Annotated in this window: 10 protein-coding genes; 7 read left to right on the top strand and 3 right to left on the bottom strand. The window is 45.5% G+C overall.

Annotated elements, in window-relative coordinates; translation table 11 throughout:
* Positions 1 to 38: 38 nt before the first annotated feature.
* The 3 genes from KIT90_RS02420 (at position 39) to KIT90_RS02410 (ending at position 2,372) form a co-directional block, all read left to right on the top strand.
* Positions 39 to 653: a TetR/AcrR family transcriptional regulator gene (locus KIT90_RS02420; RefSeq protein WP_005438259.1), complete on the top strand. Its 615-nt coding sequence runs from the start codon at positions 39 to 41 to the stop codon at positions 651 to 653.
* A gap of 323 nt (positions 654 to 976) precedes the next feature.
* Positions 977 to 1,882, top strand: a complete 906-nt coding sequence (gene rimK, locus KIT90_RS02415; protein WP_005438260.1) for a 30S ribosomal protein S6--L-glutamate ligase — start codon at positions 977 to 979, stop codon at positions 1,880 to 1,882.
* Between the two features lie 61 nt (positions 1,883 to 1,943).
* Positions 1,944 to 2,372, top strand: a complete 429-nt coding sequence (locus KIT90_RS02410; RefSeq protein ID WP_005432588.1) for a RimK/LysX family protein — start codon at positions 1,944 to 1,946, stop codon at positions 2,370 to 2,372.
* A 59-nt stretch (positions 2,373 to 2,431) separates the two neighbouring features.
* Here KIT90_RS02410 and KIT90_RS02405 read toward each other — a convergent pair whose 3' ends face one another.
* The gene (locus KIT90_RS02405; protein WP_285375328.1) at positions 2,432 to 3,181 is read right to left on the bottom strand and encodes an MBL fold metallo-hydrolase; all 750 of its coding nucleotides are present in this window, start codon (positions 3,179 to 3,181) and stop codon (positions 2,432 to 2,434) included.
* A gap of 336 nt (positions 3,182 to 3,517) precedes the next feature.
* Between KIT90_RS02405 and speA the strand changes: the two genes are divergently transcribed.
* The 4 genes from speA (at position 3,518) to KIT90_RS02385 (ending at position 10,251) form a co-directional block, all read left to right on the top strand.
* Positions 3,518 to 5,428: an arginine decarboxylase gene (gene speA, locus KIT90_RS02400; protein ID WP_033005785.1), complete on the top strand. Its 1,911-nt coding sequence runs from the start codon at positions 3,518 to 3,520 to the stop codon at positions 5,426 to 5,428.
* 1 nt (position 5,429) lies between these two features.
* The gene (speB, locus tag KIT90_RS02395; protein ID WP_005432598.1) at positions 5,430 to 6,350 is read left to right on the top strand and encodes an agmatinase; all 921 of its coding nucleotides are present in this window, start codon (positions 5,430 to 5,432) and stop codon (positions 6,348 to 6,350) included.
* 262 nt (positions 6,351 to 6,612) lie between these two features.
* Positions 6,613 to 7,818, top strand: coding sequence for a multidrug efflux MFS transporter EmrD (gene emrD, locus KIT90_RS02390; RefSeq protein ID WP_005438266.1), 1,206 nt, complete (start codon positions 6,613 to 6,615; stop codon positions 7,816 to 7,818).
* 267 nt (positions 7,819 to 8,085) lie between these two features.
* Positions 8,086 to 10,251, top strand: a complete 2,166-nt coding sequence (locus KIT90_RS02385; RefSeq protein WP_285374973.1) for a S9 family peptidase — start codon at positions 8,086 to 8,088, stop codon at positions 10,249 to 10,251.
* Between the two features lie 179 nt (positions 10,252 to 10,430).
* Here KIT90_RS02385 and KIT90_RS02380 read toward each other — a convergent pair whose 3' ends face one another.
* Both KIT90_RS02380 and KIT90_RS02375 read right to left on the bottom strand, forming a co-directional pair.
* A complete protein-coding gene (locus tag KIT90_RS02380) occupies positions 10,431 to 11,426 on the bottom strand; it encodes a porin (protein ID WP_009705124.1) in 996 nt (331 codons plus the stop codon).
* Positions 11,427 to 11,641: 215 nt separating this feature from the next.
* The gene (locus KIT90_RS02375) at positions 11,642 to 12,511 is read right to left on the bottom strand and encodes a metal ABC transporter solute-binding protein, Zn/Mn family (protein WP_285374969.1); all 870 of its coding nucleotides are present in this window, start codon (positions 12,509 to 12,511) and stop codon (positions 11,642 to 11,644) included.
* Positions 12,512 to 12,514: the final 3 nt, after the last annotated feature.

Genomic DNA, 12,514 nt, shown 5'->3' with positions numbered 1-12,514 from the left:
AATAGATCCAGAAATGATCTTCTTAACTCGGCAAGTTTATGAATGTAAAAAGAAAAGGTCGCAGTGAGACCAAAAGAGAAGCCATCCTGTGCGCAGCAAAGCAAGCGTTCCAAGAGTTTGGGGTGCAAAACACCAGCATGGATAAGCTCTCTGCTATCGCGCAAGTCTCTAAGCGCACGGTCTACAACCACTTCCCTTCTAAAGAAGCGATCGTGACAGAGTTACTAACGGAACTATGGCGTTCTTCAATGATGGATAGCGACATTGAACGTTTACCAACACTCCCTCTCAAAGATCAACTGGTCGAATTGTTGTACAGCGAAATTATCGTGGTAACCGCCCCTGACTATATTGAACTAGCGAAAGTGGCTTTCGGACATTTCTTGTTTAAGCCGGAAGATCTCAAAGAACAAGCGGAACACATGTCGAAGCAAGAAACGGCTTTGTACCGTTGGCTCACTCAGCAATCAGAAAAAAACACATTGAAGGTTGATGATGTGGACGTGGCAAGCATTCAATTGCACAACTTAATTAAAGGCAGCGCATTCTGGCCACAATTGATGGGGATGCGAGCTTCGCTAACCTTGGAGGAATCTAGGGTTTTAGCCACCCAAACGGCTGAACTCTTCCTAAGTCATTACTTAGTTCAATAACAAAAAGCGGCTGAATGGCCGCTTTTTTGTGATTTATACCATAGTAAATTGATGAAATTTTGACTCATTTTTCTTTTTCATTCCCTTGACAGTCGCATGCAGCAAGGCGTGAGAGTTCGATAAATTATTTTTGTCGTATCGACGATATTTTTTCGTTTTCATCTACTGAGAAAACGCCCTAAGGTTCGCACCTCTGACGACGTGGTTGTCCAACCACAATTCTAAGTCGCTGAAGAGAGTGGATTCTGTCACATCAATTACACCCACTCACTATACTCTATACTTACATTTTTAATTTGGTACTGACTTACTAAGGAATTGCCATGCGTATTGCTATTCTTTCTCGTAATGAGAATCTATATTCAACCATGCGCCTAAAGCAGGCGGGTGAAGAGCGCGGACATCAAGTTGATGTTATCGATACTCTGCACTGTTATATGGATATTACGAGTAACAACCCTAAGATCCGTTACATGGGTGAAGAATTGCCAAAGTACGACGCGGTTATTCCACGCATCGGTGCATCTATCACTTTCTACGGTACAGCGGTTGTACGTCAGTTTGAAATGATGGGCACATTCTGTGTGAACGAGTCAGTAGCAATCAGCCGTTCTCGTGACAAGCTACGCTCTATGCAGCTGCTATCACGCAAAGGCATTGGTCTACCTCGCACAGGTTTCGCTCACCACCCTGACAACATTCAGGACGTGATCAAAAACGTTGGCGGCGCACCATTGGTTATCAAGCTACTTGAAGGTACTCAAGGTATCGGTGTTGTTCTTGCTGAGACAACGAAAGCAGCAGAAAGCGTAATCGAAGCATTCATGGGCCTAAAAGCAAACATCATGGTGCAAGAGTTCATTGAAGAAGCAAACGGCGCAGACATCCGTTGTTTCGTAGTGGGTAACAAAGTTATCGCAGCAATGAAACGCCAAGCAAAAGAAGGCGAGTTCCGCTCTAACCTTCACCGTGGTGGTTCTGCTCAGCTTGTTAAACTAAGCAAAGAAGAGCGTGCAACAGCAATCAACGCAGCGAAAGTGATGGGTCTAAACCTATGTGGTGTTGATATTCTTCAATCGAAGAACGGCCCAGTGGTAATGGAAGTGAACTCTTCTCCAGGCCTTGAAGGTATCGAATCAGCAACTGAGAAAGACGTTGCAGGCATGATCTTCGACTTCATCGAGAAGAACGCAAAACCAAACGCTAACCGTACTCGCGGTAAAGGCTGATAATTGTTTGAGTGAGAGCCTGATAAAGGGCTCTCTTTTGACTCATCGCTAGGATGACACTATGAATCAGAAAATGATCATTGGGAACGCCGAAGCAATTTGCTTACCTGAGTTAGGGATTACTCACCTTGAAGCGCGTATTGATACAGGCGCACAGACTTCTTCTCTGCACGTAGATAACCTAGAGTGCACTGAACAAGACGGTCAGTCATACGTAGAGTTCGATCTACACCCAGATGTTTACCACTTAGAGCAAGTCGTTCGCTGTAAAGCTCCACTGAAGGCGAACCGCAAAGTGAAATCATCAAACGGTACTTTCGAACACCGCTGCGTGATCACAACGATGCTACGCATGGGCGACCAAGAGTGGCCAATCGACATCACGCTAACTAACCGTGAAAAGATGACTTACATGATGTTGTTAGGTCGTCAGGGTATGGCAGACAAAGTTCTGGTAGACCCGAGCCAATCTCATTTATTGGCTCCATAATCCCCGTAGCTTCAGATGAGCGAACTCCGTGGTCGCTCATCTGACTCTTCTCTGATTTTCTAGCTGCCCTTCTCCTGTCTATCGTTCTTCCTTTTCAGAACAGAACGCATTAATCCTTTCAGCTTTATCTTCGTTACTCGCCAATGCGTAATGGGTCTAACCGGTGCGGTATTGATGATGTGTTGATACGCGTCTTCATCAAACTCAACCTCTCCCCCATGTGCCGCCAATAAACAGCTTGGTTTCATCTCAAAAACGCGTTTTAACGAACTGCGATATTGGTTGGGATGAAAGATAGGAAATGGCGCGATCAAATGGCTTTTCACCTGCACCATTAAATCCGCTACGTACAACACACTCTGTTCGGTGTGATAAACCGATAAATCCCTGTCGGTATGCCCCGGTGTTTCCAATATCTTCCAATCAGCAAAACCGGGAATCACCTCTCCATCCACCAGCTCAATATCTGGCTTTAGTTTTCGCGAATACCATAAGTTGCGCTTGGGTTTGCGCATTCGGTTCGCCATCCAACGTGCCAAAATCAAATCCGTAAGATGCATTAGCCAACCATCAAAACCGCCATACCAATGTGTATCTCGTTTGGCTGCCAATAGTTTGCAGCCCGTCAAATCTCTTAGTTTGTGCGCCGCACCAGCATGGTCTGGGTGCATGTGAGTAACGACAACCAGTTTTAGGTCTGTGAATGGGCGATTGAGCTGGTGCTCGATAAAATCTTTGAGGTGAGGAATATCCGCTCGACTTGCGCCATCAAGCAGCATCAATTTGTCTGAATACTCGGCGAGATACATGGTTTGGATGTACCCCTGAATTCTGTGCAACTGCAAAACATGTCCTTGTTTTGTTGAGTCTTTGTTCTTATTTTTTGTCGACCAATTCCTTACTGGTCAGACCAACTATAACAGCAGAATGGACAGTCTGTTAAATAAATGTTTACACCAACCATCAACAACAGTTGTTAATCGAAAGCACAAATTTTAATCATTAGACTCTGGTTGGGTTTTATCCGTTAATGCGCGCACACGGAGTTCGTGTCAGGGTATGAGGTTAGCGCCTCATGATTTGCTTTTTTGTATTTTCTCCTCTATTTCCAATGAGGGCTTAAATACATTTTTGTGAGAATCGAGTTGGAAAAAGCAACTAAATTAGACCGCATCCGCGCGGACTACAACGTTCACTACTGGAGCCAAGGCTTCTACGGAATTGATGACCAAGGCGAGGTATACGTATCTCCTCGTAGTGACCGTGCACACCAAATCCCTTTCAGTGCGATTGTAAATGAACTAGAAGCTAAGCAGTTGAATCTGCCTGTGTTAGTGCGCTTCCCACAAATCGTACACCAACGCGTGCATGGCATTTGCCAAGCTTTCAACCAAGCAATTGAAGAATACCAATATCCAAACAAATACCTGCTGGTGTACCCAATTAAAGTAAACCAACAGCGTGAAGTGGTTGATGAGATCTTAGCAAGCCAAGCACAGCTAGAAAATAAACAGCTGGGTCTTGAAGCAGGCAGTAAGCCAGAGCTATTGGCAGTACTTGCACTGGCTCAACAAGGCAGCTCCGTGATCGTGTGTAATGGCTACAAAGACCGTGAATACGTGCGTCTTGCACTGATCGGTGAAAAGCTAGGTCACAAAGTATTTATCGTACTAGAGAAGCTATCTGAGCTTGATCTAGTACTTGAAGAAGCAAAAAGCTTGGGCGTAACACCACGTCTTGGCTTGCGTATCCGCCTTGCATCTCAAGGTGCGGGTAAATGGCAAGCAAGCGGCGGTGAAAAATCGAAGTTCGGCCTATCTGCGTCTCAAGTATTGAGCGTAATTGAGCGTCTAAAACGCGAAGACAAGCTGGACACCATGCAGTTGGTTCACTTCCACCTTGGCTCACAGATGGCAAACATTCGTGACGTGCGTAATGGTGTAAACGAATCAGCACGTTTCTACTGTGAATTACGTGCCATGGGTGCAAACATTGATTACTTCGATGTTGGCGGCGGTTTAGCAGTAGACTACGACGGCACACGTAGCCAATCTTCGAACTCGATGAACTATGGCCTTGCAGAATATGCGCGCAACATCGTGAATACTGTCGGTGATGTGTGTCAGCAGTACGAACAACCGATGCCAGTGATCATCTCTGAATCGGGTCGCTCATTGACTGCGCATCACGCTGTACTTATCTCTAACGTTATTGGAACTGAAACATACCAACCGGAAGAAGTGTTCGAGCCAGCTGCAGACGCTCCATTCTTGCTACAAAACATGTGGCGAAACTGGGAGAACCTGCAAGATGGTACGGATGCGCGTGCATTAATTGAAATTTACAACGATACCCAAAGCGATTTGGCTGAGGTGCACTCACAATTCGCTACAGGCGTACTGAACCTTGAACAACGTGCGTGGGCAGAGCAACTGTCGCTGCGCATTTACTTCGAGCTAAGTCGTCAAATGAGTACCAAGAACCGTTTCCACCGTCCTATTTTGGATGAGTTGAGCGAACGTCTTGCAGACAAGTTCTTCGTGAACTTCTCTCTTTTCCAATCCCTGCCAGATGCATGGGGTATTGATCAGGTATTCCCTGTTCTACCGCTTTCTGGTCTTGGTGATGTGGAAGAGCGTCGTGCGGTGATGTTGGACATCACTTGTGACTCCGATGGCGCGATTGATCACTATGTTGATGGCCAAGGCATTGAGAGCACACTACCAGTACCAGCATGGAGCAACGACAAACCGTACCTAATGGGCTTCTTCCTAGTAGGTGCATACCAAGAGATCCTTGGTGACATGCACAACCTATTTGGTGATACCCACAGTGCAGTAGTCAATGTTGATGAAGAAGGTCAATTTGAGATCAGCTACATCAACGAAGGTGATAGCGTAGAAGACATGATGCGCTACGTTCACATCGACGTAGATGCGATTCGTGACAATTACAAACAATTGGTTTCAGCACGTGTTGAAGCCAGTGAACAAGAACAAATCCTAGCTGAACTAGAACAAGGTTTAGCAGGCTACACCTATTTAGAGGACTTCTGATATGAATGATTTGTTTACTAAAACCGATTATTCGCTTTACTCCAACTCTATGTCGTTTCTACGTCGACCGTACATCAAAAATCCAGTATCGGCAGACGCAGACGTTGTAGTGCTAGGGGTTCCTCTGGACATGGCGACTTCTGGTCGTCCTGGTGCACGTATGGGTCCAGATGCGATCCGTCGTGCGTCAGTAAACCTTGCTTGGGAAGGCAAGAAGTTCCCTTGGGACTTCAACGTATTTGATAAATTGAAAGTGATCGACGCAGGTGACCTTGTGTTCGATTGTGGTGATGCTGAAGATTTCACTTACCGCCTAGAAGCGGCAACAAGTGAGATTCTAAAGAGCGGAAAGACAATGCTAGGCTTGGGTGGTGACCACTTCATCACGCTACCGATCCTACGTGCTTACGCAAAACACCATGGTCAAATGGCATTGATTCACTTCGATGCGCACACTGACACATACGCGAACGGCAGTTCTTACGACCACGGTACTATGTTCTACCATGCGCCAAAAGAAGGTCTTATTTCTGCGAAGAACTCAGTTCAAATTGGTATTCGTACTGAATATGACCAACAAGATCACGGCTTCAATGTGATCAACGCGATGCAAGCAAACGACATGTCGGTAGAAGAGATTCTGGCAGAGATTCGTCGCACGGTTGCGGATAAGCCTGTGTATGTCACTTTTGATATCGACTGTTTGGATCCGGCGTTTGCTCCAGGTACAGGTACGCCAGTTTGTGGTGGCCTGAACTCAGATAAAATTCTGAAGATCATTCGCGGTTTTGCTGGCATGAACATCGTAGGTATGGACGTGGTGGAAGTCTCTCCTCCTTACGACCACAGCGATGTAACGGCCTTGGCTGGCGCGACTATCGCACTTGAGTTGCTTTACGCCTACGCTTCAGGTCGTGAATAACGAAAGTTGTTCTCAATGAGCACAGAATTTCAAGGGGAGCTTCGGCTCCCTTTTTCGTTTTCAACACTCAATAAAAATAGATTAGATTTTCTAATCCAAATCATAGATTTTTATCTTGCTCAACTTCACACTTTTTGATTGCTAAGTCAGCACTCAAGCTCTAATATCTCGCGCCTAGATTCCCTAATTACTTTGTTTATTTGGCTCTCCTATATGGAGCGCTAAGGCTTTTTACGTCTTAAATTTCTGGAGAGATACGCAAATGTCCGCCTCGTTTCCATTAGCGAAACTTACCTTTTTAATCGCAATTCTGACTGCCGTAGGTCAAATGACTCAAACGATGTACGTGCCTTCTATCGGTCATATGGCGGGTGAGTTCTTGGTATCAGCGTCTTCACTTCAAGCTGTGATGGCATGTTACCTGATCCCTTATGGTCTATCGCAGTTCGTGTACGGTACGCTTTCTGATCGTCTTGGTCGTAAGCCGATCATCATTGCGGGTTTGATCATCTACATTCTTGGTACTTTGGTGGCGCTATTTGCTCATGAGTACGAATGGTTCCTAGCAGGTAGCTTTATTCAAGGTTTGGGTATCGGTTGTGGCGGTGCGATGTCTCGTACACTGACTCGTGACTGCTTTGAAGGTGCAGAGCTGCACCGCGCAAACAGCTTGATCAGCATGTGTGTGATTTTCTCACCATTGATCGCGCCAGTATTGGGCGGCTACCTAACAGAAGCTTTCGGTTGGCGTTCAAGTTACCTGTTCCTAGCACTATTTGGTATCGCGGTGGTCATCACCATGATGACAAGCATGATGGAAACCTTGCCGAAAGAGCGTCGCAAACATGAATCTGTGGCAAAGAGCTACAAGTTCGTACTTTCAGACAAACGCTTCCAAGGCTTCTTATTGGTGTTGGTTGCTACGTTCGCAGGCGTAGCAGTATTTGAAGCAGCAGCCGGTGTACTACTAGGTGGCGTACTTGGTTTACCAGCAACCACAGTAAGCTTGCTGTTTGTCTTGCCGATTCCGGGTTACTTAGTCGGTGCAGGTTTATCTAGCTACATCGCACAACGTCGCTCTGAGCGCCGTGCTCTAAACGTTGGTCTAGTCGCTATCTTAGTTGGCTCAGCAGTCGTATTGATTCCGGGTCTGTTTGGTCTAACAACGGCGTTGACTCTGATTGGCGGTGCAACCATTTACTTCTTGGGTGCGGGCATTTTGTTCCCAGCGGCAACAACAGGTGCACTTTCACCGTTCCCATACCACGCGGGCACTGGCGGTGCGATTTTGGGTGGCATGCAAAACCTAGGTGCGGGTATCGCGACGCTGTTGGCTTCGTTCTTCCCGGCACAAGACCAAATGCCGCTTGGTTGTTTGATGATGGCAATGTCGATCATAGCTATGTTTGGTTTGCGTTGGGTTAATCGCAAGCACGATCACTCAAACGAAATGCCATTGGCGATCTAGAATCTGACTCTCATCACCCAAAAGGGACATGCTGAAAAGTGTGTCCCTTTTTTTGTTGCACACATCTTCCCCTTTAGCTCTCATCCACCAGTAATTGCATTTAACATCCCATCCAATCTTTGCTACAAAGAACAGTTGCTTATACAGAAATTATTCGTTTGCCATTCGATATAAAGATATTCACTGGAAGAACACAAACGTACTTTTACTCGCAAGATAAATGAATGGCGAAAAAACACGAGAAAAGTACACAATAAGGATACACAGATGCGTTTCACTTTAACCACGTTGGCCGTATCGGTCGCGCTAGTCGCCGGATGCAGCAATCAAGGATTACCAACCATGAACCATTACTCCCAATCGCAACTCGTTGCTCAACAAACCCAAGCACCTGTTGCTAAAAAAGTCCCTCATGCAATGAATATTCATGGTGATACACGAATCGATAATTACTACTGGATGCGTGATGATGAGCGCCAAGATCCAGAAATCTTGCAACACCTTGAGCAAGAGAATCAGTACGCAGAAACCGTTTTAAAACACACCGAAGCACTGCAAGAACAGCTTTTTGAAGAGATCAAAGGGCGTATTGCAAAAGATGACAATTCAGTACCCGTTCGAAAAGGCAGTTACTACTACTCAAATGAAGTGACAGGCGACAACGAATACGAAGTACATCTGCGTGCAAAAGACTTTGCAGGTAAAGATAAGCAAGTCATCTTAGATGTTAACGAGCTGGCAAAAGAACATGAGTTTTTCAGTATTGGCGGCTTAACGATTAGCCCAAATGAAAACTTGTTGGCTTATGGCGAAGATACCCTGAGTCGCCGTATTTACACCATCAAGATCAAAGACCTCACGACGGGGGAATATCTAAAAGATGAAATTGAAGGTGCTTCAAGTGCGATTGCGTGGCAAAACGACAACCAAGCTTTCTACTACATCAAGAAAGACCCGCAAACACTTTTAGGTTATCAGGTTTACCGCCATGTATTGGGCACGCCTCAAACAAGCGATGAGCTAATATACGAAGAAACCGACAGCGCTTACTACACCTTCTTGAGTAAGAGTAAAGACGGTGAGCAAGTTTACATTTGGCACTCAAGCACAGAGACAAGCGGCGTGTCTGTGATTGATGCTAACAACCCGAACGCCAAAGCCGAAGCTTTCTACCCTAGAGAGACTGGTATTGAGTACAGCATCGCTAAATTAGGTGATTGGTACTACATCTACACCAACTATCAAGCCGTAAACTTCCGTTTGATGAAAGTGAAAGCTGAAGAGATGCATGACCGCTCTAAATGGGTCGATGTCATTCCTGCTAACGACAATTCTCAGCTAGTTGATTTCGACTTGTTTGGCGATCACCTTGTTTATGAGCAGCGTACGAACGGCTTGTCGACCGTGAAGGTTCGTCAATTATCAACAGGAAAAGAGTTTCCACTCGAGTTTAATGATACGGCTTTTGCTGCTTACCTCACGGGCAACCTTGAACTAGACAATTCAAAAGTTCGCATCTACTACAGCAGCCTGACGACACCGGGGACTTACTACGATTTCGACCTAAATACAGGTGAATCTGAAATCATGAAGCAAACTCCAGTACTCGGTGATTTTGATGCCGATAACTACCAGTCAGAGCGAATTATGGTGACTGCTCGTGATGGCAAGCAAGTACCAGTTTCATTGGTTTACCGTAAAGACCTCTTCAAGAAAGACGGCACTAACCCAATCTATCAGTACGGCTACGGCTCATACGGCTCCACTATCGAACCAACATTCCGTTCAACTCGCTTGAGCTTACTTGATCGTGGATTCGTGTACGCAATCGCGCATATTCGTGGTTCAGAAATGCTTGGTCGTCCTTGGTATGAAGATGGCAAAAAGCTGACTAAACAAAACACCTTCAATGACTTCATCGACGTAACCAAAGGGCTGGTTGAAGAAGGTTATGGCGCAAAAGATAAAGTATTTGCTGTTGGTGGCTCTGCGGGCGGCCTATTGATGGGCGCTATTATCAACCAAGCACCAGAGCTCTACCGTGGTATTGGCGCGCACGTTCCGTTTGTTGATGTCGTAACGACCATGTTGGATGAGTCGATTCCTCTCACGACCAATGAATACGATGAGTGGGGTAATCCAAACGACAAAACCTACTACGACTACATGCTGAGTTACTCACCGTACGACAACGTGAAAGCTCAGAATTACCCGAACATGCTAGTGACTACGGGTTTGCACGATTCACAAGTTCAATACTTTGAGCCAATGAAGTGGGTAGCCAAACTTCGTGAAATGAAGACTGATGATAATGTCTTGCTGTTCAAAACCGATATGGAAGCAGGTCATGGCGGCGCTTCTGGTCGATTCAAACGATTAAAAGAAGACGCGCTTGAGTACGCTTTCTTCCTAGATCTGTTGGAGACAAAATAAGCTTTAGCCGTCATTCATTATGAGTCACCGAAAACAATGCCCGCTTTTACGCGGGCATTTTTCAATCTAGATACTCGGTGACATGACTCAGATGAGCCAACAGAAAGAAAAACGCCTACTCACAGCGAGTAGGCGTTAACACAATAAATGTGTTTAGGCAGTAGAAACTGTCCTATTTATTAGAAGTAGTAACGAGCACCTAGAGTCCAGTAGTCGTTTTCTTCGTTGTTGTAGTCGTTACCTAGGTCAAACTGGTAAGCAGCAAACGTGTAGAAAGATGGCGTCACTGCGTACTCAGCTTGTAGAGCCGTTTCACTAGTGATTGTTTTGCTGTCTTTATCGTTTTCTACACCTTCGTAGTTAATACTGAATGTCCAATCGTTAACGCCGTAAGCCAATAGACCTTCAAGCTGAGTTGTTTCTTCTAACATATCGTAGAAGTAATCGTTCATACCGTAAACAACTGCTGCGTAGATGCCAGAGCCGTATTTACCGTAGTTAGCAGAGAACACGTGTGATTCAGCAGACTTTGTACCAAGAGTCGCATTCTTAACGTCACCACCGCTGTATACGTAGCCTAGACCAAACCCAGCTAGCTCTGTGCTAAGCGCGATTTGACCACGTTGCTCATAAGTTGTTGCATTAGAAGTTTGCTCACCTTGCCAGCCCAAGCCAACATTCAGACCAAAACCTTCACCAAACTCGAAACCTTTGCGGTAGCTAAGCATTTTATCTGCACGTGCAGTACCTAGGTTACCTTGGTTGTCATATAAGAAGTCGTTGGCAAACGCGATTGGTAAATCCGCAACGCCTGCTACGTCATAGTATGGAGCCCACTGTGTACCAGCAACAACACGGCCGTACTGTTCGTGAGTAGCACCAATGTAACCTAGACGTGTTTTGAATGAAGTATCGCCACCATTAAGGTAGTTCAGTGCCCATTCACCTTTAGCATCGATAGTTACGCCGTTACCGATGTCTTTTTTACCACCGATGTTAATACGAGGAGATACTTGGTGAACCTTTACTTCGTCTTCAAAATACTCACCCACGCCCACAGAAACGTGGCCGCCGATAGAAAGAGATGTGCCATCGCTGTTGTAAACTTCAGCTGCGAAAGCTTGAGAACCACATGCTAGTGCCGCCACTGCAACGGCTAGAGTTTTCATTTTCATTGTTAACATCCATATAGTTGTTTGTACTGGTTCGCCCCGACAGCAAAATAAAATGCATCAATCGCAACGAACAGATAACAAAGTAGTAATGAAACATAAATGAAACAAATACTTTCTTATGCAACTGGTGTTATTTGTGGTTAATTTTTGATCTTGATCCCATAAAAAAAGGGAACTTTTCAGTTCCCTTCATAATTTGTGTGGTGTTTTGCGTGTTACAACTGCCAGCGTGCGAGTGGCTTCTCAGTTTTGATACCTTTACTGCCCCATCGGTCAATAACATCAATTTGCAGTATGCGATCCCGTGAAACTAATGAAGTTAACGTTTTTGACGGGCGTTTATCAGTGATCAGCCACAGAGTTTCATCTTCCTCAAATTGAGCTTTTAAAGATAGTTTCTCTGCCTCTGACCATTCCAATTCTGGTTTGAATTGGCGATCGACCACAAACAGTTGGTTTCCCGATGCAAAATCTTCTAACGATTCGCCCAACAATACCACCGAATCGATCTCTTTTTCGAAAATTACTTCTTGTTGTTGATTGATCAGTTCCCGCACGTCCAGCATCAAGGCTTGCTGGTTCTTTTCAATCTGAGCTTGATGTTGAGGGTACACCTTTTGTAGGTCCTCACCAACAATCGCTGCCATTCGAATCAAGTTACTCGGATTCATCCATGCGTATTTCGACGTCTCACCATTATCCAACGTCAATGCCGCAACCCCTTGTGCTCTCGGTGAAATCGCTTGAGAGGCATCAATCTCTATCAAGCGCACATTTCCCTGACGCGCATACACAAAAGTAGGGTCTTGATGCCAAACAGCACCTAGCGTGATCGCTACCGTTGCATTCTTGCCTGCTGTGGTAACTTGTTCAGTTCCTTTACTTGCAAACCAATTCACCAAACGCTCAATCCCATAACGTTTAGGCGGCAAGTAAGTCGTCTCGATGTCCGTACCTTGCATCAACTGCTGAGCCAACATGTAGGTCACAGGAGTGCTCGTAACGATGTCTTTGGCAAAAGCAAACGGCGCTGCTGTACTCGCTATTGCCAAGCTCAATCCCATAATTATTTTTTTCGTGTTCATATT

Origin of the sequence: Vibrio sp. B172a (genome assembly GCF_030248355.1) — a bacterium.
Taxonomy (GTDB): Bacteria; Pseudomonadota; Gammaproteobacteria; order Enterobacterales; family Vibrionaceae; genus Vibrio; species Vibrio owensii.
The sequence above is the reverse complement of the archived record's forward strand: the minus strand, read 5'-3'. Positions and strand labels throughout refer to the sequence as shown.